Raw genomic sequence first — 19,408 nt, 5'->3', positions numbered from 1 at the left:
CCCGCCAGGAGACACCCGCTCGATGAAAGTCATCAGCTCCATTCACGAACTGCGCGATCAGCTGCGCGGTCAGAACCGCACCGCCTTCGTTCCGACGATGGGCAACCTGCACGAAGGCCATCTCTCGCTGATGCGCCTCGCGCGCCAGCACGGCGATCCCGTCGTCGCGAGCATCTTCGTCAACCGGCTGCAATTCGGCCCGAACGAAGACTTCGACAAATACCCGCGCACGCTGCTGGACGACATCGAAAAGCTGCAGCAAGAGAACGTCTACGTGCTCTTCGCGCCGACCGAAAGCGACATGTATCCGGAGCCGCAGCAGTATCGCGTGCATCCGCCGCACAATCTCGGCGACATTCTCGAAGGCGAATTCCGCCCCGGTTTTTTTCACGGTGTGTGCACGGTCGTGATGAAGCTGATGTCGTGCGTGCAGCCGCGCGTCGCGGTGTTCGGCAAGAAGGATTACCAGCAGTTGATGATCGTGCGGCAGATGTGCCACCAGTTCGCGCTGCCGACAGAAATCGTCGCCGCCGAAACCGTGCGTGACGAGGACGGGCTCGCGCTGTCGTCACGCAATCGCTTTTTGTCGGCGGAAGAGCGCGCGGAAGCGCCGCAACTCGCGCTGCAACTGAATCGCGTGCGGGAGAGCGTCTTGTCGGGCAATCGCGATATCGCCGCGCTGGAGCGCGACGCGATGAACGCGCTTGCCGAACGCGGCTGGAAACCCGACTACATCAGCGTGCGCAAGCGCGTCGACCTGCTCACGCCGGGCGAAGCGGATGCGAACGCGCCGCTCGTCGTGCTCGCCGCGGCGAAGCTCGGCGCGACGCGCCTCATCGACAATCTGGAAATCTGAAGGAAGCCGGCAACATGCAACGCACCATGCTCAAATCGAAGATTCATCGCGCGACGGTCACGCACTGCGAGCTGCATTACGAAGGCTCGTGCGCCATCGACGAGGATCTGCTCGAAGCGGCGAATCTGCTGGAAAACGAGCAGATCGACATCTGGAACGTGAACAACGGCGAGCGGCTGACGACGTACGCGATCAAGGGCGAGCGCGGCAGCGGCATGATCTCGCTGAACGGATCGGCGGCGCGCCGCGCGCAACTGGGCGATCTCGTGATCATCGCGGCGTTCGCGCAGGTCGACGAGAACGAGATCAAGGCCGGCTGGAAGCCGAATCTCGTGTTCGTGGACGGCGAGAACCGCATCAAGGGCAGCCGCGATCACGTTCCGACGCAGAACTGGACGTAATCTCCTGAGCTTTGCTCCGGGTTTTGCTCCGGGTTTTGCTCTTCACGAGGCCGGCACATCCGTCATGGACCGCCGGCCTTGTTACTTTTTCTCCGCCCATTCGATGATCGGCTGCCACTGCTCCAGATCTTTCTCGACGCGGCTTTTGGCGACATCCCACAACGTGAGACCGTGCGCGGCGAGCTGCACGTAATTCTGCGTGTCGCGCAGAAAGCCGAGCACCGGCAGGTCGAGCCCTTCGACGAACCGATGCAACTGGTCCGCCGATCGCGTGCGCGCGTCCACCCGCATGCCGACGACGCCGATCTGGATCGCGCCCTTGCGCACCGCCTTCTCCTTCGCGAGCTTCGCAAGGAAGTCCTGCGTCGCGAGGATGTCGAACATGGACGGCTGCAGCGGCACGATGACCTTGTCGGCAAGTTGCAGCGCGAGCGCGAGCCGGTTGCCGTGAACGCCGGCCGGAGTATCGACGATGGCTTTTTCCAGACCTTTGGGCGGCTTCGCGGGGGCATCGACATCGACGCTCCACTCCTCGATTTTCGGCAGCGTGTCGACGCGCAGCGCGAGCCACGCGTGCGCGGAACGCTGTTTGTCGAGGTCGGCGAGCGCGACCCATTCGCCGTTCGCCGCGAAATAGCCTGCGAGATTGGTTGCGAGCGTGCTCTTGCCGACGCCGCCCTTCGGATTTGCCACCACGATCACGGTCATGAAAGGTCCTGTAGTTAGGCCGGCGCGCGTTTATCCCGGAACGGCGCGCACGGTTTCGTCGTTATAGAACGGATACATGATTCGAGCCGTTGATATTATCGGCAAAAGTCGCGCGCGGCACGCTGGCCGAATGGCTAACGCTCGCGCGGTGCCGCTCACCCTTCGAGGAATCACGCCCATGCCGCTTCGCCCCGATGTCACGCTCGAATATCTGCGCAACCGCCAGAAAGGCCGCCTGCCCGATTTGCTGGGCATCCAGGTCGTGTCGCTCGATGAAGGCGCGCTCACCGGCGAACTCGTGATCCGGCCGGAACTGCTCGCGCCGAACGGCTTTCTGCATGCGGCGACCGTCGTCGGACTGGCGGATACGTGCTGCGGATATGCGTGCATCGCGCATCTGCCGGACAAGGCGCAGAACTTCACGACGCTCGAACTCAAGAGCAATCACGTTTCGACGGCGCGCGACGGGAAGATCGTCGCGAAGGCGAGCGCCGTGCATTTGGGGCGCAGCACGCACGTGTGGGACGCGACCGTGACGAACGGCGACGGCAAGCTGATCGCGATGTTTCGGTGTACGCAGATGATTCTGTATTAGAACAACACCGAGACCGCAAACGCGGGATGGAAGGAAGCGTTCAACGAGGACGTCGGTGGCTACGGAGTTGAACGCCCAGTAGTCTCAGAGCTATCCCTTGCGACGTTCAATCCATCCGAACGCGAACCGGAAACCTAGACCCTCGAGATTGCGCGCTGCCTGCCGAAAGGAAACAAGGCTGAAAAAGGGAAGGCTGTCCCTTTTCGCTTTTGTTATTACGGCATAGACGACTGTGAAATCGCTGCGCTTAAATTCAGCCTGCGATTGTGGGATAACACCTTCAAACCCTGCCTTCCCGCTAGCTTGTTGCTCAATACTGATTCTCTCGTTCACAAGGTCACGACAGCATGCTTCGTTCGCCAGCACTTGCGCCGAAACCGTACCTTGATTAAACAAGTGACTCAGTTTCGACGATGAGACCTCGTCCTTGACATGAATTAGGTGACGTTGACGTGTCAGTATGTCACAAATCTCGATGGGGGACCGTGCGCCGGCCGGCTTGATCAATTTTCGGTCCAAACAAATCAAATCGGAATCAGTATGGGCGATACGCTCGTTGTATTCACATTCCTGTTCATCTTCTTCAGCAAACGGCAGGGGAAACTGGGAAGCCCTTTCGAAAAATTCCCTTACTTCATTCGCCAGATCAGCATCGACCTTATACCAGCGCCCACTAGATAAAACATAGCGCAAACCCATATATTGAGTTTCAAACACGACACAATCTCGGAGCTTCCACTTTCCTGCGGTTTGGTTTCTTCGATCATCGACCTCACAGACGGTGATCTTAACAAGGTCCTCAGCCGAAAATTCACGCCCCCTAGCGTTCAAATCTTCGACGAACGAATCAATGTCGAGATCTTGATGAATCCGCAGACTGCGAAAACCTGTGTAAGCGATCTTTGCAAGTTTCTCAGGATCGTAGATGACAGGAAAGGCCAAGTATAATGAATCCGTCGAACCGACCGCCTGCGCTTTTCTGAACGCTTGGACGAGTTTGTCATTGAGAACATCGATGATGCTTTGATTACGCTCGTGCCGTATCTGATCGACCCAAGCGAAGGACTCTTTATAGTCGAGCCTTTGATAGACATCTAAAACTTCAGCGCAGACAGCAGGAAGTTCGTCGATCGCGAGGGATCTCGTCAATGTTAAGCTGTCTGTGCCTGCGACGTTCGAGCCGAATTCGGCATTTTTCGGAACGCCGGCAAGGCCCCGAACCAGATCGCGCTCTACGTCAATGTCAAAGGCCGTTTGGTCCGAACCGCGACTTGTTTGAGTCCGACGCGATATCGTATTTTCGTCCGGCGTTCTGACGTCAGCGCTTCTCAGTCGTTCGGGATCTACGGAATTCAATACTACGCGCAAGCCAAAATCTTGCTCGACAGCATCAATGTTAAGCTTTGTGTGTCCCATGCCAAAAGACAAGGCAAACCATCGACCGGCGGATGAGACGAAAACAAGTCCATACGCACTCGCGTTGAAGATAGCTTGCCTCTCTTCTTTCGGAAGTTTCAAAAACTCCACCCACTTGGGCGTTTGCCTTCCTAATGTTCCAGAGATCAAATAGGCACTTTCAAATCGTCCCCAACGCTTCAACTCAATACCATCTTTGACTGCAGTATTGGGCGAGAAACCCAAACGCAACAATCAAATACAAAGTTTTTGATTGACTTTACTCAAGCATCGCCCCTTAAGCAGCAGTAAGTCTAGATTTTTATATTCCGATCGGATCACGATCTCAACTAATATACGAGCAGTAGCCTACTGCCGTCGAGCCATTAGTCGAAAGATTAGGAATAAGGCACGAGACGATTCGTCGCGCTCAACTGCCGCTTAGCTTGAGGTCTGCGTCAATAAATTCGCAGCTTATCGAGGTGAGGTCAGTAAAAAAGAGTTTCTAACTGCGTGAGATTCATTGAATTCCCAAACACATCCGCCAGCCGATCCAGCGACGCCTCGCGCAGCGCCGGATAATCGAGCGGCGCGGCGCCCTGCACGCCCGCCCATGCGAGCAGCGCTGCGCACGCTTCGGGCGTATCGAAGACGCCGTGCAGATACGTCGCGGCGATTTGCCCGTCGTCCGATATCGCGCCGTCGACTCGCCCCGACTCCAGCGCGACAAAAGGCCGATCCAGCGCCGCGCCGCTCGTGCGCCCCATGTGAATCTCGTAGCCGCGCACGGCCGCCGATGTCCCGCCGATCATCAACCGCCCGCTCACGTTCTCCAGTTGCTTGCTTGGCGTCAGCACGGTCGTGAGATCGAGCAGGCCGAGCCCATCGACACGCCCCGCCGCGCCTTCGACGCCATCCGGATCGTCGATCCCGCGTCCCAGCATCTGCATGCCGCCGCAGATGCCGAGCACCTTGCCGCCGTATCGCAGATGCCGTTCTATCGCGCGATCCCAGCCGTTTTCGCGCAGCCACGCGAGGTCGCGCTGCACGCTCTTCGATCCCGGCAGCACGATCAGATCCGCCGGCGGCGGCGCGACGCCCGCGCGCACGTAGTCGAACTCCACTTGCGGATGCGCCCGCAGCGGATCGAAATCCGTGTGATTGCTGATGCGCGGCAGCGCCGGCACGATCACCTTCAGCGCCGCCCGCTCGCCCCGCGAATGCGCGATGCCCGGCAGCATGTCCTCGGCGTCCAGCGTCAAGCCATGCAGGTACGGCAGCACGCCGAACACCGGCTTGCCCGTCTGCGCTTCGAGCCAGTCGAGGCCCGGCTTCAGCAGCGAAATATCGCCGCGAAAACGATTGATCACGAAGCCCTTCACGCGCGCGCGCTCGCTCTCCGAAAGACACGCGAGCGTGCCGACGAGATGCGCGAACACGCCGCCGCGATCGATATCCGCGACGAGCACGACCGGGCAATCGACATGTTCCGCGAAGCCCATGTTGGCGATATCGCCGTCGCGCAGATTGATTTCGGCGGGACTGCCCGCGCCTTCGACGATCACCGCATCGAACCCGGCGCGCAACCGCGCATAGGACGCGAGCACGGCGTCGAACGCGGTGCGCTTGTACGCGTGATAGGCGCGCGCGTCGAGATTCGCGTGCGCGTGGCCGTGGATGATGACCTGCGCGCCGCGATCGCTCGTCGGCTTGAGCAGGACCGGATTGAAGTCGATGCGCGCCGGCACGCCCGCCGCGATCGCCTGAAGCGCCTGCGCGCGGCCGATCTCGCCGCCGTCGATCGTCACCGCGCTGTTCAGCGCCATGTTCTGCGGCTTGAACGGCGCGACCTTCACGCCGCTTCGCCGCGCGAGACGGCACAGGCCCGCGACGAGCGTGCTCTTGCCGGCATCGGACGTGGCGCCCTGAATCATCAGCGTGCCGCGAGGCTTGAATTGCATCGGGAAGTTCCTCGGAAGCGCAGCCCGCTATCTTATCCCGCCGCTACAATATTGCGATGACCTCGAACGCCCTTTCGCGCGACCTCACTTTCATCCTCGGCGGCGCCCGCTCGGGCAAGAGCGCCTACGCCGAGCGCCTTGCCGGCGAAAGCGGCCTGCCCGTCACGTACATCGCGACCGCGCGCATCGGCGATAGCGAATTCGCGGAGCGCGTGAAGCATCATCGCGAGCGGCGGCCCGCGCACTGGACGCTCGTCGAAGCGCCGCTCGATCTCGCGCTCGCGCTGCGCGACGCCGACGCCCAAGGACACTGCGTGCTGATCGATTGCCTCACGCTGTGGCTCGCCAATCTGCTCTGCCCGCCCGATGCCGCGCCCGACGCACCGCCATCCGTTCCTCACGCCGCTTTCGATGCCTTCGACCGCGCATTGGCCGATGTGCGCAGCAAGGTCATCGTCGTGAGCAACGAGATCGGTCTGGGCGTGGTGCCGCTCGGCTCGGTGACGCGCCTTTACGTCGATGAACTCGGCCGTCTGAATCAGCGCGTCGCGGCCGCGAGCACGCGCGCCGTGCTGATGGCTGCGGGCCTGCCGCTCGCGCTCAAGGGCTGACGCGATGCTCCTGCTCTCCGTCTATGCGATGGCGCTGCTCGCGGTGCTCGGCGTGATCGTCGATCGCGTGTTCGGCGAGCCGCGCACGCGGCATCCGCTCGTCGCCTTCGGCAAGCTCGCGGCGAAGATCGAGTCGCGCATGAACACGGGGCATCGCGCGCGGCCGGCGGGAATCGCCGCGTGGTTCGTCGCGGTCGCGCCGCCGGTTCTCATCGCGTGGATGCTCGTCAGCGTGCTGCCGTTCACGTACGCGTGCCTCGTGCACGTGCTGCTGCTGTGGTTCGCGCTCGGCGCAAAGAGCTTGCGCGAACACATCGCGCCGATTGCCCGCGCGCTCAGTTTCGGCGATATCGACGGCGCGCGCGTGCTGACGTCGCGCATCGTGTCGCGCGATACGTCGCATGCCGATGAGAACGCGCTCTCGCGCGCGGCGGTCGAATCGGCGCTGGAGAACGGCAACGATGCGATCTTCGGCGCGCTCTTCTGGTTCGCGGTCGCGGGCGGTCCGGGCGCGCTCGCGTTTCGCCTGGCCAACACGCTCGACGCGATGTGGGGTTATCGCACGCCGCGCTATCTGCGCTTCGGCTGGGCGGCGGCGCGCTTCGACGACGTGCTCAACTTCGTTCCCGCGCGGCTCACGGCGGCGACCTACGCGCTCACGGGCGACACGCGCATGGCGTGGCACTGCTGGCGCACGCAGGCGCGCTCGTGGGACAGCCCGAACGCGGGCCCGGTGATGGCCTCGGGCGCGGGCAGTCTGAACGTGCTGATCGGCGGCGCGGCGGTGTATCACGGCGTGCTCGAAGCGCGGCCGACGCTCGGCGCCGGGCACGACGCCGCGCCGCGCGATGTGGTGGCGGCGCTGCGGCTCGTCGACCGGTCGATGATGCTGTGGCTCGCGGTGCTGCTCGTGCTGGCGGTTTTCAGCGTGACGACGAACGCGTGAATCGCTCTCGCGCGCTTCGGGTTCATCGCAACGCTATCGCTTCCCGTAACCTTTTGTGCAATCAGGAATGGCTGACTCGATCCCCCACGGCGGCAATCTCCGCGAAGCCGCACGCCGCTACGCAATTCCGCTCGACGACTGGCTCGACCTCTCGACGGGCATCAATCCGCGCGGCTATCCGGTGCCGCCCGTTCCGCCCGATGTCTGGCGCCGTCTGCCCGAAGACGACGACGGCCTCGCCGATTGCGCCGCCCGCTATTACGGCGCGCCGCACGCGCTGCCGGTTGCCGGCTCGCAAGCGGCAATCCGCGCGTTGCCGTTGCTGCTGAAGCGCGGCATCGCGGGCATTGCGCCGTTGACGTACGGCGAATATGCGCCGGCGTTCGCGCGCGCGGGGCATGCCATCGAACCGCTCGACATCGCATGCGCCGACTTGCCCGCCGCGCTGAATCACGTGATCGTCGCGAACCCGAACAATCCGACCGCCGATCGCCTTTCGCGCGATACCTTGCTGCGCTGGCACGCGCAACTCGCATCGCGTGGCGGCACGCTGATCGTCGATGAAGCCTTCGCCGACACCGATCCCGCCGCGTCGCTCGCAGCGGAGACGGCGTGCGACGGCCTCGTCGTGCTGCGCTCGGCCGGCAAGTTCTTCGGGCTGGCGGGCATTCGCGCGGGCTTCGTGCTCGCCGCGCCCGCGTTGACCGATGCCTTGCGCGATGCGCTCGGCGCGTGGACCGTCGGCGGCCCGGCGCGGCACGCGGTGATGTCAGCGTTCGCCGATCACGCGTGGCAGCACGAAACGCGCGATCGTCTGCAGCGCGACGGCGCGCGTTTGGCCGAACTCATCGCGCGTCATGGCTTCGACGTCCGCGCGACGCCGCTTTTCGCATGGACGCCCACGCCGCGCGCGCCGTCTTTGCAACACGAACTCGCGGCGCGCGGCATCTGGACGCGTCTCTTCGATAAGCCGGGAATGACGACGAGCCTGCGCATCGGCTTGCCGGGAAGCGAAGGCGAATGGGCGCGACTCGAACGCGCGATCGCGGAGATTTGCGCATGACGTTGCGCTCGATGCTCTTCATGTTCATCGCCGTGTTTATCGCGACGCACGCCCAAGCCGCCCTCACCGTCACCGACGACACCGGCGCGCAAGTCACGCTTCCCGCTAATGCCAAGCGCGTCGTGAGCCTCGCGCCGCACGTCACCGAACTGCTCTTCGCGGCGGGCGGCGGCGCGCGCATCGTCGGCACGGTGAGCTATAGCGATTATCCGAAAGCGGCGCAATCGATACCCCGCGTCGGCGACAACAAGGCGCTCGATCTCGAACGCATCGTCGCGCTGCATCCGGATCTGATCGTCGTGTGGCGGCACGGCAATGCCGCGCGTCAGATGGACCGGCTCGCCGCGCTCGGCATTCCGCTTTACTACAGCGAGCCGACGCATCTCGACGATATCGCCGCGAGCATCGACAAGCTCGGCGTGCTGCTCGGCACCGAGGACACGGCGCGCGCGGCATCGTCGGCATTCACGCGCGACATCGCGCAACTGCGTGCGAAGTACGCGCGCCTCGCTCCGGTGCGCGTGTTCTATCAGGTCTGGGACGATCCGCTCATGACGCTCAATCGCGACAACGTGTTCAGCGAAGTCATCGGCGTGTGCGGCGGCGTGAACGTGTTCGCGGCGCAAGCGCCGCGCGTGCCGACAATATCGACGGAAGCCGTGCTCGCGGCGAATCCCGAAGCGATCGTCACCGCGACGCCCGGCGCGACGAAGCCGGATCGCTCGTTGCCGGCGTTGGATCGCTGGAAGCAATGGCCGTCGATCACGGCGGTGGCGCGCGGGAACCTGTTCGGCATCGATGGCGATGTCATCAATCGTCCGACGCCGCGTATCGCGATTGGAGCAGCGGACTTGTGCCGCGATCTGGATATTGCACGCGGGCGACGGTGAAGAATTAATCAGGATGCCTAAGCATTCCATCGAACGATTTTCCATCCCGCAGACGATCGCCGAAGCCACACGATAGCCCCAAAATCGAGCGTCCATTGCAGCACGCTCGCGCGATCGATGCGCAGCACATGCGCCGCGAGCACGCGCATCACGCCTGCATGCGCGATGACGTGCATCGCGTCTGAAGCATCGGCGGATGCATCGTCGAACCATGCAATCACGCGCTCGCCGAACTGCGCGAGACTCTCGCCGCCATGCGGACGCGCATGTTCGATATCCGCAGCCCACGCATCGATGAGCGCGCGATCGATGTCATTCCACGCGCAGCCTTCCCACGCGCCGAAGTGCATCTCGGACAGCCGCGTATCGATGCGAGCGGAACCGAGCGCCTCTGCAAGCGACGCGCATCGGCGAAGCGGGCTCGCATGCCATCCATCGACGCAATCGGGCACGTTCAGCGCGCGCATCCGTTCTGTCAACTCACCCGCCGATTCGTACGCGTCGCGCAACAGAGGCGCATCGGTCTGGCCGTAGCAGACGCCGGCATCGATCGCGACCGCCGGATGCCGTATCAGTACGAGATCCATGCGAGTCCCACGAGGTAGATCGCGAGTTCGAACACTTGCTGCGCGCAGCCGAGGCAATCGCCCGTATAACCGCCGATGCGCCGCACGAAGTATCGCCCGGCGATGAAGCGCATGGCCGCGAGAACGACGACCGTCACGCACGCGAAGCGCCAGCCGAACCACCAGAGCCACGGCAAGCCGAAAACCATCGCGAGCGCGAACGACATCATGCTCATCTTCTGCGCGACCGGCTTCGCCTTGCCTTCGGCGCGCACGTAATCGAGCGTGACGAGATAGCTGATCGCGCACGCGCGGCTCGCGGCGTGGGCGGCGATCATGAGCGATGCGGCGCGCATCGGCGGCAGCGCGGCGAGCGTCTGCCACTTGAGCGCCAGCGCGATCACGAGCGCGATCGCCCCGAATGCGCCGATGCGCGAATCGTGCATGATGCGCAGCACGTCGTCGCGCGTGTAGCCGCCGCCGAAGGCATCGGCGCAATCGGCGAGGCCGTCTTCGTGGAACGCGCCCGTGAGCGCGAGCGTGGCGGTCATCGAGAGCAGCACGGCCACGCCCGCCGGAAACACGCGCAACGCCGCGAGATAGACGAGCGCCGCGACGCCGCCGACCATCGCGCCGACGAGCGGAAAATAGCGCGCCGCCGCGTTCAGATATTCGCGCTCGAAGCCGACCCAGCGCGGCACCGGCACGCGCGTGAAGTAGCCGAGCGCGGTGAAGAAATAGCGCAGCTCGTCGAGCGGACGGCTCATGCTTGTGCGTCGTTCTTGTTCGAAACGCCCGCCGAATCGAAGCTCGCCATCTCGTCGACGAACGCGACAGCCGCGCGCAGAATCGGCAACGCGAGCGCCGCGCCCGTGCCTTCGCCGAGCCGCAAGTCGAGTTGCAGAAGCGGCGCGGCGTTGAAATGCGCGAGCATGCGCGCGTGCCCCGCTTCGTTCGATGCATGCGCGAACACGCAATAATCCAGCACGTCCGGCGCGATCTTCGACGCCACGAGCAACGCCGATGTCGCGATGAAGCCATCGACGAGAATGGTCATGCGCGCCTCGGCCGCCGCGAGATACGCGCCCGTCATCATCGCTATTTCGAAGCCGCCGAACGTGGCGAGCGTGTCGATGGCATCGCCGTTCGATGGATGCGCAGCCAGCGCGCGGCGCAGCACGTCGCGTTTATGCGCGAGACCGCGATCGTCGAGACCGGTGCCGCGTCCGACGCAATCGTCGATCGGCAATGCGCACAGCCGGCTCATCAGGCACGCCGCCGCCGACGTATTCGCGATCCCCATTTCGCCGAAGCCGATCACGTTCGTGCCGAGCGACGCATGATGCCGCACGCGCGCCGCGCCACGCGCGATGCCTTCGTGCGCCGTGTCGCGCGACATCGCCGGTTCGTGCGCGAAGTTGCGCGTGCCGAGGCCGAGCGACAATCGTTCGCATCCCTTATCAATCGAAATAGGCGATGCGACGCCCGCATCCACGACTTCGAGCGTCATGCCGACAGAGCGCGAAAGCGCGTTGATCGCCGCGCCGCCCGCCAGAAAATTCGCGACCATCTGCGCGGTCACTTCCTGCGGATACGGACTCACTCCTTCCGCCGCGATACCGTGATCGCCCGCGAACACGATCATCGCGGGACGCTCGATGCGCGGCTTCGTCGTGCGTTGAATCAGGCCCATGTGCAGCGCGAGCGATTCGAGCCGCCCGAGGCTGCCGGGCGGCTTCGTCTTCATGTCGATGATGCGGCGCAGCTCCGCTTCGAGCGTGCGGTCGAGCGCGCGGGGCATCGGAATGGCGTGGGACATCGGCGTTCCTCGGTCAGTGACGGTGAATCGACGGCACGAGCGCTTCATGCGCGCCATCGCGAATCAGTACGAGCGGATAGCCGAACGCGGCGCTCGCACGCTCGGGCGTCAGCACATCCGCAACGGGGCCGGCATGCGTGCCGCCCTGGCCGTCGAGCAAAAGCGCATGCGTGGCGAAGCGGCGCGCGAGATTCATATCGTGACACGAGAGCACGACGGCGCGCCGTTCATCGCGCGCGGATTTGACGAGCGCGTTCAGGCAATCGATCTGATGATGCAGGTCCAGATGCGCGAGCGGTTCGTCGAGCAGCAGCAGCGGCGCGTTTTGACACAGCACCGCCGCGAGCGCGACGCGTTGGCGTTCGCCGCCCGAGAGCGTCAACACGTCGCGCGATGCGAACGCGGCGAGGCCGAGCGCATCGAGTGCGGCGTGCGCGGCGGCGCGGTCGTCGTCGCTTTCCCAGCCCCAGCCGGTGAGATACGGAAAGCGGTTGAGCAGCACGGTGTCGAGCACGGTCGCGCTGAAGACGTCGTGCGTGCTTTGCGGCATCAGCGCGCGGCGGCGTGCGAGATCAGCGGCGCGCCAGGCGGAAAGCGCGCGGCCATCGAGCGATACGGAACCCGACGCAGGTTTCGCGAGGCCCGCGAGCACGCCGATGAGCGTCGTCTTGCCCGCGCCGTTCGGCCCGGCGATGCACCACACGTCGCCCGCCGCGATGGTCGCGCTCAAGGCCCGCACCAGAGTGCGATCGCCGGCGCGCAACGAGAGATTGTCGATATGAAGCGTGTTCATCGCGGCCGGCGCAGCAGCATCCAGAGGAACATCGGCACGCCGACGAGCGCCGTCACGACGCCCACCGGCAATTGTCCCGGCGCGATGACCGTGCGCGCGGCGAGATCGGCGCTCATCACGGCGAGGCCGCCCGCGAGCGGCGCGGCGGGCACGAGCATGCGCTGGTCGTTGCCGAACGCGAGCCGCAAGAGATGCGGCACGACGAGCCCGACGAAGCCGATGGTTCCCGCCGTCGTCACCGCAGCCGCCGCCGCGATCGACGCCACGAGATACACGCGCAGCCGCAACCGTTCGACGGGCACGCCGAGCGCACGCGCGGTGGCATCGCCGCGCAGCAGCACGTTCAATTGCGGCGCGGCGGGCGCGATGACGGCAAGCGCGACGGCGAGCGCGATCATCGCGGGCCACGGCGTCGCCGCGCCGTTGAGGTCGCCGGTGAGCCAGAAGAGCATGCCGCGCAGCCGGTTCTCCGGCGTGACGCTGAGAATCAGCGTGATGAGCGCGCCCCACCCCGCCGCGATCACGACCCCCGTGAGCAAAAGCCGTGGCGATGCGTCCTGTTCGCCGTGCCAAAGATGCGTGCGCGCGAGTCCGAGCACCAGCACGATCGACAAAAACGCGCCCGCGCACGCGGCGATATCCACGCCCCACCAGGGCATCGACGCGAGCATCGCGGTGAGCGCGAACGTGGCCGCGCCGCCGGACACGCCGAGCACGTACGGTTCGGCCAGCGGATTGCGCAGCAGCACTTGCAGCAGCGCGCCCGCGAGTGCGAGCAGCGCACCCGATGCGAAGCCCGCCAGCGCGCGCGGCAATCGCAGCGTGAGCACGATTTCATCGGCGATATCGGGCGTGGCGGCGCGCGCGTGCAGCAGCGCGGCGATTGCACGCGGCATCGGCAGATTCACACTGCCGAGCGCGAGCGACGCCGCGAGCACGACGAACGCCGCCGCGCCGAGCGCGAGCCAGATGAGCGCGGCGCGGCTGGCGGTCATCGCCTTGGGATGACGCCGCGCGTCAGACGCCACGCTCACGACGGATTGAAGCCCAGCGTGATGTACGCGCCGCGCCGGGGCGTGTTGTACGAGTACGCAAGTTCATAGTTCCGGTCGAACAGATTGTCGATGCGCGCGCTCAGCCACCACGACTTCGTGATGTCGTAGCGCGCGGACAGATTCACCACGCCGTAGCCCGCGAGCGTCGAATCGTAATCGCTGCGCGCGCCGCTCACGATCCACTCGCCGCCCACGCGCCATCGTCCGAAAGAACGATGCGCCGACAGCGTGGCGAAGCGCCGCGCGCGTCGCGTCAGGTCTTCGTGATTCGTCTCGTCGACGGGATTCTGGAACGTCACGCCCGCGCGCACATCCGTGGCGCCGACATGCCCCGCCCACGATCCCTCGACGCCCTGCACCTTCGCGCGCCCCACGTTCTGCGCGATATAGAAGCCGCTGCCGTCCGATACGTAATCGATCAGATTCGAATAGCGCGTCTGGAACGCGGTCACGCGCAGCACGCCCACTTTGCCCGATGCGTATTGCAGCGCGGCCTCGACCGAATGGCTGCGCTCCGGCTGAATCGACGGATTGCCGCTGAACGGATAGTAGAGGTCGTCGAAGCTCGGCGCGCGGAACGACGCCGAGTAGCTCGCGCTCGCGCGCCAGTGCGCGTCGAAGTTATAGGCGTAGCCCAGATAGTAGCTGTTCGCGCCGCCGAAATCCGAGTACTGGTCGTGACGCACGTTCGCCTGCACGTCGCTCGCGCCGAAGCGGCCCACGTAGCCCGCGAACACCGAGTTCACATGACGATCCGGCGCGCTGAGTTGATCCGAATCGAGCGATTGATCCAGGTGCTCGTAGCCGAACAGCAGCTTGTGCGCGTCCGTGATTTTGAAGTCGTTCTGCCAGAGATACTGATGATTCTCGGAGTTGAAGCGGCTCGTATAGACGCCGTTCTGCTCGATGTTCGCGCGGTCCTGTCCCTGCGCGATCGTGAAGTGCGTGGTCCAGCGGTCCGTCAGCTTGCCGTTCGCGAACACCGACGCCGAGCGCACGCGATCGTGCGCATTGTTGATGTCGGTCGGCGAGCCGTAGGGATCGTCGAAACTGTCGACGCCGTTCGATTGCAGAAAGCGCACGCCCGCGTCCCACTTGTCGGTGAACTTGTGGCGCAGCGTCGCCGCGACGCTTTCGTTCAGATAGCCGTTTGCGTTCGGATTCGCGCCGGGCGCGAGCGCCGGATCGATTGACGAGAAGCCGTCGGTCTTTTCGCGCGACACGTTCAGGCTGAACGTGGTGCGGCCATCGGCATCGAGCGCGCCGTCCACGCCCGCCGATTGCCGCTGCGTGTGATAGCTGCCGTATTCCGCTTCGAAGTGAAAGCGCGGCGGATGCGCGTCGCCCTCTTTCGTGAATATCTGAACGACGCCGCCGATCGCATTCGACCCGTACAGCGCCGACACGTTGCCGTTCACGACCTCGACGCGATCGGTCTGATCGAGCATCAGTTGCGACAACTGCGCCGCCCCGAGCGATACCGATTCGACGCGCACGCCATCGATCAGAACGAGCGATTGCGACGACGCCGCGCCGCGTATGAACACGCCCGAGTTCGATCCCGGCCCGCCGTTGCGCGTGATTTGCACGCCGGGCGCGAGCGCGATGAGACCGAGCACGTCGTCGGCGTTGGTGTCGGCAATGTCCTGCTCGTCGAAGAGCGAGGTCTGCGGGAGGGAATCGGCGAGCGGCTGCGCGCTGCGTGTCGCGGTCACGACGACGGGCGTGAGAACCTGTTCGGTGGTATCGGCGCGTGCAGGCTGCGCGAGCACATTGAGGGCGGCGCAAACGGCGGCGCAGACGGCGCGACGTTCGATGCCGGACGAAGGCAAGACCATGCGTGAAGAATTCCGGTTCGGGGCTGGCGCGTGCCCCGCTCCCCGCGAGGTCTGTGCGCGACGCGCGCGCCGCATCGTACGATTCCTGACTCGTTCGACGACATCGGCGTGCTGGACGATTGGCCGGTATCCGGGCTGGCGACGCTTCGTCCCGCCTTCCCGCGCATGGCGCGCAGTGGCGTCGACACGTTTCTTGCAGACGGCATCTGCGATAAAAAATCACGCGATGCGCCGCGAAAAACGCGCGAGGGACGACTTGCAACTTGCGTTGCGGTCGCTTACCGTTGCGGGGGCAGCACAGGTTGGCGCGCCCCGGTCATGCGCCGGAACGTCGCTCCCTGTTTCCCGTTTGACTGCATCCGCGAGAGAAGCGGACGCGAGCACCAAAAGTGCCGCAAGTGTAGGAGCGGGCATCGGGGCAGTCAAGAACGCGCGCCGGGCATCGCGACCATCATCGCCGCGCCTCGCTCGCTCATTCCACACACAAATACATCGCGATGCACGCATGATCCGGGGATGTTACGTCTCGAAACGAGACAATTATCGGAAGCTGCATTGAACCGCGCTAAAATGCCAGGTCTTTAGAGGACGCAGCACATGCTCAACGAACTCGAATCACTGTCAGGAAACATCGGCCGGCTGATCCAGATCAGCGAGCGCCATAATCAGGCGCGTCTCGCGCTCGAAGCGCAAATCGAAGCATTGCGCGCAGACTTCGCCGGCGCCCAGGCCGAACTCGTGCAGGTGCGAGGCGAACGCGACGCGCTGCAAGCCGAGCGCGATTCGCTCTCCGCGAAGATCGACGACGCGCAAGTGCGCTTGAACGCGATCCTCGAAAAGCTGCCGCGCGCGAAAGCGCATCATGCCGAAAGCGACAATCAGCTCGACCTTCTCAACGCCGAATCGCAAGCTTCGGGCGAAGCGCAGCATGAACATGCGCACGCGGAAGAGATGCACGGCGAACATCATCAGGGAGAGAAGGCGTGACGACCAAGCAGATCGAAGTATCCATTCTCGGACAGCCGTATCGCCTTGCGTGCTCGCCTGAAACGGAAGCCGCGTTGCGCGAGGCCGTGGCCCGCGTCGATGCCGAAATGAACAAGATTCGCAATGCAAGCAGCGTGCGCGGCACGGATCGCATCGCGGTCATGGCTGCCCTTTCGCTGGCGTCCGAATTGCTCAAGCTGCAGGACAGCGTGCGTCACGGCGAAGCGTTCCCCGCCGAAGAAATCCGCCGCACGGTTCACTCGATGAACCAGCAGCTCGGCGCGGTCATCGCGCAATACGAAGTGCAAAACGGCGTGCAAAACGACATGCAATAAGCACCGATGCGCCGGCCTAATCGGCATGTTGGTGTCAATCAAAAAAAGATACCGGCGCGAGGCCCGCGAGGGGCTGCATAAGACAAATGATTGGTGTAGAGTGATGTTTCCCTGCCTGGTGCGCCAAGGTCATATATTCCTTGAACCAATGTCACATTGGCACGGTTGCGGAACCTTGTAACACGGGCGCGCGCGTCACTCTGTCTGATGTACCCGAAGTGTTGCTTACCGCGACCAATCTTGAACCCAGGTTCAGGATGCCGGCCTAGCGGCTGAGGCGGGGACCTTATTCAAACGGCACAAGCGGCACAAACGGCATCGGTTTATCCGGTGCCGTTTTCATTTTCACCGTCGATTCTCTTCACGCTCCCCTCATGCGCTACTGGCTGATGAAGTCCGAACCGGACGAAGCGAGCATCGATCATCTCGCGCACGCGCCGAAGAAAACGCTGCCGTGGACCGGCGTGCGCAACTATCAGGCGCGCAACTTCATGCGCGACGCCATGCAGGTCGGCGACGGCGTGCTGTTCTATCACTCGAGCTGTCCCGAGCCGGGTATCGCGGGCATCGCGAAGGTCGCATCGACGGCTTATCCCGATCCCACGCAGTTCGACGCGAAGAGTCCCTACTTCGATCCCAAGTCCACGCACGAAACGCCGCGCTGGCTGCTCGTCGATGTGAGCTTCGTCAAGAAAACGCCGCTCATTTCGCTCGCCGAACTGCGCGCGCACGAAGAACTCGCCGACATGCAAGTGCTCGCGCGCGGCAACCGGCTGTCGATCACGCCCGTCACCGAAGCGCAGTGGCGCTTCATTACCGAACGTCTCGCCGGGAAATAGGAACTAAGCGCACGGTTGGACCGCCTAAACGCCGTCGCGAAACGCGCGACGCTCAAGCGTTGGAGTCCTTCGATGATGAACAAGAAAACCGCCGCCGCCCTCGCGCTCGCGCTCGCGATGTCGAGCGCCGCGCTCACCTTTTCGGCCACGGCCGTCGCGCAGACGGTCATCGCCAATCCGCAGCCTTCGGGCGTGCTCTCGCTGTCGGCGCAAGCGAGCGCGCAAGTGCCGCAGGATGTCGTCACCATCACGCTCTTCTACGAGCAGGAAGCCGCCGATCCCTCGTCGCTCACCGCGACGCTCAATCAGCGCGCCGAAGCCGCGTTGCGCGAAGCGAAGGGCGTCGATGGCGTGACCGCGAAGAGCGGCGCGTTCAGCGTGTATCCGTCGACGGATCGCGACGGCAAGATATCCGCGTGGCGCGGACGCACGGAAGTCGTGCTCGAATCGCACGACTTCGCGGCGGCATCGAAGCTCGCGGGCAAGATGAGTTCGTCGATGCAGGTCGGCAACGTCACGTTCTCGCTGTCGCCCGAAGCGCAGCGCGCCGCCGCGCAAAAGCTCTCGACGCAGGCCATCGATTCGTTCCGCAAGCAGGCGCAGGCGGCATCGCAGGCATTCGGCTATAGCGGCTTCACGATCCGTGAAGTGAACGTCGGCCAGAGCGGCGCGGCGCCGCGTCCGGTCATGATGATGCAGGCGCGCGGCATGTCCGCCGATGCGAAGATGGCCGCGCCGATGGCGCTCGAAGCCGGCACGACGACGGTGACCGTCGACGTGTCCGGTTCGGTGCAGATGGCGCGTTGAGACTGCGCGAGCGTTGAATCAGGCGGCGTTGGCCGGCACGCGCCGATGCCGCTTGTACGCCCACACCATCATGACGATGCCCGCGATGATCATCGGCAGCGAAAGCCATTGGCCCATCGAAAGGCCGAGCGCGAGCAGGCCGAGATAATCGTCCGGCTCGCGCGCGAATTCCACCGTGAAGCGCGCGAGTCCATAGCCGATCAGGAATAGCGCGGAGACTGCGCCCATCGGACGCGGCTTGCGCGAGAACGTCCAGATCACGATGAACAGCACGATGCCTTCCAGCGCGATCTCGTACAACTGCGACGGATGGCGCGGCAGCATCTGATAGCGCTGGAAAATCTCCGTCAGATGCCACTTCGCGTCGAGCTGCGGATTCTTCGCGAGCCACACGGCGTCGTCGTTCGTCGAATGCTGGAAGAGCATGGCCCACGGCGCGCTCGGGTCCGTCACGCGGCCCCACAATTCGCCGTTGATGAAGTTGCCGAGCCGCCCTGCCGCGAGCCCGAGCGGCACCATCGGCGCGACGAAATCCGTGACTTGCAGCCACGTGCGCCGGCGCTGATACGCGAACAGCACCATCGCGAGCGTCACGCCGAGAAAGCCGCCGTGAAACGACATCCCGCCTTCCCACACCTTGAAGATATCGAGCGGATGCGTCGCGTAATAGCTCGCCTTGTAGAAGACCACATAGCCGATTCGGCCGCCGAGAATCGTGCCGAGCACGCCGTAGAACAGCATGTCGTCGATGTCCTTGGCGTTCCAGCCTTGCGCGGCGACATACGGCAGCCGCAGCCGCAATCGGCCGATGACGATGGCCGAGATGAACGCGACCAGATACATGAGCCCGTACCACCGCACGGCGAGCGGTCCGAGATGAATGGCGACGGGATCGAAATTGGGGTGGATGAGCATCGTTGAATGTTCGAAGAGCGAAGTCAGG

The 19,408-nt window shown here is 64.1% G+C and carries 21 protein-coding genes, 1 other RNA gene and 1 riboswitch; of the genes, 12 read left to right on the top strand and 10 right to left on the bottom strand.

Going from position 1 to position 19,408, the window contains the following annotated elements:
• Window positions 1-22: 22 nt before the first annotated feature.
• Window positions 23-856 carry a pantoate--beta-alanine ligase gene (panC, locus tag NCR39_RS02910; RefSeq protein ID WP_250450600.1) on the top strand — a complete coding sequence of 278 codons (834 nt, stop codon included), beginning with the start codon at window positions 23-25 and terminating at the stop codon, window positions 854-856.
• A gap of 14 nt (window positions 857-870) precedes the next feature.
• The gene (panD, locus tag NCR39_RS02905) at window positions 871-1,257 is read left to right on the top strand and encodes an aspartate 1-decarboxylase (RefSeq protein ID WP_040051783.1); all 387 of its coding nucleotides are present in this window, start codon (window positions 871-873) and stop codon (window positions 1,255-1,257) included.
• An 81-nt stretch (window positions 1,258-1,338) separates the two neighbouring features.
• On the opposite strand, the gene NCR39_RS02900 is transcribed toward panD, so the two are convergent.
• Window positions 1,339-1,965, bottom strand: a complete 627-nt coding sequence (locus NCR39_RS02900) for a ParA family protein (RefSeq protein ID WP_250450599.1) — start codon at window positions 1,963-1,965, stop codon at window positions 1,339-1,341.
• A gap of 178 nt (window positions 1,966-2,143) precedes the next feature.
• Between NCR39_RS02900 and NCR39_RS02895 the strand changes: the two genes are divergently transcribed.
• Window positions 2,144-2,560 carry a PaaI family thioesterase gene (locus tag NCR39_RS02895; protein WP_250450598.1) on the top strand — a complete coding sequence of 139 codons (417 nt, stop codon included), beginning with the start codon at window positions 2,144-2,146 and terminating at the stop codon, window positions 2,558-2,560.
• A 90-nt stretch (window positions 2,561-2,650) separates the two neighbouring features.
• On the opposite strand, the gene NCR39_RS02890 is transcribed toward NCR39_RS02895, so the two are convergent.
• Window positions 2,651-4,201, bottom strand: coding sequence for a DUF6119 family protein (locus tag NCR39_RS02890; RefSeq protein WP_250450597.1), 1,551 nt, complete (start codon window positions 4,199-4,201; stop codon window positions 2,651-2,653).
• 242 nt (window positions 4,202-4,443) lie between these two features.
• Window positions 4,444-5,916: a cobyric acid synthase gene (locus NCR39_RS02885; protein ID WP_250450595.1), complete on the bottom strand. Its 1,473-nt coding sequence runs from the start codon at window positions 5,914-5,916 to the stop codon at window positions 4,444-4,446.
• A 56-nt stretch (window positions 5,917-5,972) separates the two neighbouring features.
• On the opposite strand from NCR39_RS02885, the gene cobU reads away from it, so the two are divergent.
• From cobU to NCR39_RS02865, 4 genes are all read left to right on the top strand, one after another.
• Window positions 5,973-6,527 (top strand): bifunctional adenosylcobinamide kinase/adenosylcobinamide-phosphate guanylyltransferase, encoded by a 555-nt coding sequence (gene cobU, locus NCR39_RS02880; RefSeq protein WP_250450593.1) that lies wholly within the window; start codon window positions 5,973-5,975, stop codon window positions 6,525-6,527.
• Window positions 6,528-6,531: 4 nt separating this feature from the next.
• Window positions 6,532-7,473 (top strand): adenosylcobinamide-phosphate synthase CbiB, encoded by a 942-nt coding sequence (gene cbiB / locus NCR39_RS02875; protein ID WP_250450591.1) that lies wholly within the window; start codon window positions 6,532-6,534, stop codon window positions 7,471-7,473.
• Window positions 7,474-7,540: 67 nt separating this feature from the next.
• The gene (gene cobD, locus NCR39_RS02870) at window positions 7,541-8,536 is read left to right on the top strand and encodes a threonine-phosphate decarboxylase CobD (protein ID WP_250450590.1); all 996 of its coding nucleotides are present in this window, start codon (window positions 7,541-7,543) and stop codon (window positions 8,534-8,536) included.
• Window positions 8,533-9,426 carry a cobalamin-binding protein gene (locus NCR39_RS02865; protein WP_250450589.1) on the top strand — a complete coding sequence of 298 codons (894 nt, stop codon included), beginning with the start codon at window positions 8,533-8,535 and terminating at the stop codon, window positions 9,424-9,426. Before cobD ends, NCR39_RS02865 begins: the two co-directional genes overlap by 4 nt.
• 17 nt (window positions 9,427-9,443) lie before the next feature.
• Here NCR39_RS02865 and NCR39_RS02860 read toward each other — a convergent pair whose 3' ends face one another.
• The 6 genes from NCR39_RS02860 to NCR39_RS02835 are packed head-to-tail and all read right to left on the bottom strand — an operon-like array spanning window position 9,444 to window position 15,497.
• Complete coding sequence (locus tag NCR39_RS02860; protein WP_250450588.1) at window positions 9,444-10,013, bottom strand: histidine phosphatase family protein; 570 nt, start codon at window positions 10,011-10,013, stop codon at window positions 9,444-9,446.
• The gene (locus tag NCR39_RS02855) at window positions 9,998-10,759 is read right to left on the bottom strand and encodes an adenosylcobinamide-GDP ribazoletransferase (RefSeq protein ID WP_250450587.1); all 762 of its coding nucleotides are present in this window, start codon (window positions 10,757-10,759) and stop codon (window positions 9,998-10,000) included. Before NCR39_RS02855 ends, NCR39_RS02860 begins: the two co-directional genes overlap by 16 nt.
• Window positions 10,756-11,811, bottom strand: a complete 1,056-nt coding sequence (cobT, locus tag NCR39_RS02850) for a nicotinate-nucleotide--dimethylbenzimidazole phosphoribosyltransferase (protein ID WP_250450586.1) — start codon at window positions 11,809-11,811, stop codon at window positions 10,756-10,758. Before cobT ends, NCR39_RS02855 begins: the two co-directional genes overlap by 4 nt.
• Before the next feature lie 13 nt (window positions 11,812-11,824).
• Window positions 11,825-12,604 (bottom strand): ABC transporter ATP-binding protein, encoded by a 780-nt coding sequence (locus tag NCR39_RS02845; RefSeq protein WP_250450585.1) that lies wholly within the window; start codon window positions 12,602-12,604, stop codon window positions 11,825-11,827.
• Window positions 12,601-13,599 carry a FecCD family ABC transporter permease gene (locus NCR39_RS02840; RefSeq protein WP_250451448.1) on the bottom strand — a complete coding sequence of 333 codons (999 nt, stop codon included), beginning with the start codon at window positions 13,597-13,599 and terminating at the stop codon, window positions 12,601-12,603. The genes NCR39_RS02845 and NCR39_RS02840 overlap by 4 nt, the downstream gene beginning before the upstream one ends.
• 35 nt (window positions 13,600-13,634) lie before the next feature.
• Complete coding sequence (locus NCR39_RS02835; protein WP_250450584.1) at window positions 13,635-15,497, bottom strand: TonB-dependent receptor domain-containing protein; 1,863 nt, start codon at window positions 15,495-15,497, stop codon at window positions 13,635-13,637.
• 104 nt (window positions 15,498-15,601) lie between these two features.
• Window positions 15,602-15,900: riboswitch (cobalamin riboswitch) on the bottom strand.
• A 194-nt stretch (window positions 15,901-16,094) separates the two neighbouring features.
• On the opposite strand from NCR39_RS02835, the gene NCR39_RS02830 reads away from it, so the two are divergent.
• From NCR39_RS02830 to NCR39_RS02810, 5 genes are all read left to right on the top strand, one after another.
• Window positions 16,095-16,484, top strand: coding sequence for an ATPase (locus NCR39_RS02830; RefSeq protein ID WP_250450583.1), 390 nt, complete (start codon window positions 16,095-16,097; stop codon window positions 16,482-16,484).
• Window positions 16,481-16,819, top strand: coding sequence for a cell division protein ZapA (locus tag NCR39_RS02825; protein ID WP_250450581.1), 339 nt, complete (start codon window positions 16,481-16,483; stop codon window positions 16,817-16,819). The genes NCR39_RS02830 and NCR39_RS02825 overlap by 4 nt, the downstream gene beginning before the upstream one ends.
• A gap of 105 nt (window positions 16,820-16,924) precedes the next feature.
• Window positions 16,925-17,107: non-coding RNA, 6S RNA (gene ssrS, locus NCR39_RS02820), on the top strand.
• Between the two features lie 86 nt (window positions 17,108-17,193).
• The gene (locus NCR39_RS02815) at window positions 17,194-17,658 is read left to right on the top strand and encodes an EVE domain-containing protein (RefSeq protein WP_250450580.1); all 465 of its coding nucleotides are present in this window, start codon (window positions 17,194-17,196) and stop codon (window positions 17,656-17,658) included.
• A 75-nt stretch (window positions 17,659-17,733) separates the two neighbouring features.
• Entirely contained in the window at window positions 17,734-18,465 is a 732-nt protein-coding gene (locus tag NCR39_RS02810) for an SIMPL domain-containing protein (protein ID WP_250451447.1), read from the top strand.
• An 18-nt stretch (window positions 18,466-18,483) separates the two neighbouring features.
• On the opposite strand, the gene lgt is transcribed toward NCR39_RS02810, so the two are convergent.
• Window positions 18,484-19,380, bottom strand: a complete 897-nt coding sequence (gene lgt / locus NCR39_RS02805; RefSeq protein WP_040051765.1) for a prolipoprotein diacylglyceryl transferase — start codon at window positions 19,378-19,380, stop codon at window positions 18,484-18,486.
• Window positions 19,381-19,408 lie beyond the last annotated feature (28 nt).

Origin of the sequence: Caballeronia sp. ATUFL_M2_KS44, from assembly GCF_023630965.1 — a bacterium.
GTDB lineage: Bacteria > Pseudomonadota > Gammaproteobacteria > Burkholderiales > Burkholderiaceae > Caballeronia > Caballeronia concitans.
This window is presented reverse-complemented; position numbering and strand designations above follow the sequence as displayed.

Coding starts and splice junctions, on each gene's coding strand:
- cobT (WP_250450586.1), bottom strand. CDS start 11,811: ATGTCCCACGCCATTCCGATGCCCCGCGCGCTCGACCGCACGCTCGAA.
- cobU (WP_250450593.1), top strand. CDS start 5,973: ATGACCTCGAACGCCCTTTCGCGCGACCTCACTTTCATCCTCGGCGGC.
- NCR39_RS02815 (WP_250450580.1), top strand. CDS start 17,194: ATGCGCTACTGGCTGATGAAGTCCGAACCGGACGAAGCGAGCATCGAT.
- NCR39_RS02830 (WP_250450583.1), top strand. CDS start 16,095: ATGCTCAACGAACTCGAATCACTGTCAGGAAACATCGGCCGGCTGATC.
- cobD (WP_250450590.1), top strand. CDS start 7,541: ATGGCTGACTCGATCCCCCACGGCGGCAATCTCCGCGAAGCCGCACGC.
- NCR39_RS02895 (WP_250450598.1), top strand. CDS start 2,144: ATGCCGCTTCGCCCCGATGTCACGCTCGAATATCTGCGCAACCGCCAG.
- NCR39_RS02835 (WP_250450584.1), bottom strand. CDS start 15,497: ATGGTCTTGCCTTCGTCCGGCATCGAACGTCGCGCCGTCTGCGCCGCC.
- panD (WP_040051783.1), top strand. CDS start 871: ATGCAACGCACCATGCTCAAATCGAAGATTCATCGCGCGACGGTCACG.
- NCR39_RS02845 (WP_250450585.1), bottom strand. CDS start 12,604: ATGAACACGCTTCATATCGACAATCTCTCGTTGCGCGCCGGCGATCGC.
- cbiB (WP_250450591.1), top strand. CDS start 6,532: ATGCTCCTGCTCTCCGTCTATGCGATGGCGCTGCTCGCGGTGCTCGGC.
- NCR39_RS02900 (WP_250450599.1), bottom strand. CDS start 1,965: ATGACCGTGATCGTGGTGGCAAATCCGAAGGGCGGCGTCGGCAAGAGC.
- NCR39_RS02885 (WP_250450595.1), bottom strand. CDS start 5,916: ATGCAATTCAAGCCTCGCGGCACGCTGATGATTCAGGGCGCCACGTCC.
- NCR39_RS02860 (WP_250450588.1), bottom strand. CDS start 10,013: ATGGATCTCGTACTGATACGGCATCCGGCGGTCGCGATCGATGCCGGC.
- NCR39_RS02810 (WP_250451447.1), top strand. CDS start 17,734: ATGAACAAGAAAACCGCCGCCGCCCTCGCGCTCGCGCTCGCGATGTCG.
- NCR39_RS02855 (WP_250450587.1), bottom strand. CDS start 10,759: ATGAGCCGTCCGCTCGACGAGCTGCGCTATTTCTTCACCGCGCTCGGC.
- NCR39_RS02865 (WP_250450589.1), top strand. CDS start 8,533: ATGACGTTGCGCTCGATGCTCTTCATGTTCATCGCCGTGTTTATCGCG.
- NCR39_RS02840 (WP_250451448.1), bottom strand. CDS start 13,599: ATGACCGCCAGCCGCGCCGCGCTCATCTGGCTCGCGCTCGGCGCGGCG.
- lgt (WP_040051765.1), bottom strand. CDS start 19,380: ATGCTCATCCACCCCAATTTCGATCCCGTCGCCATTCATCTCGGACCG.
- panC (WP_250450600.1), top strand. CDS start 23: ATGAAAGTCATCAGCTCCATTCACGAACTGCGCGATCAGCTGCGCGGT.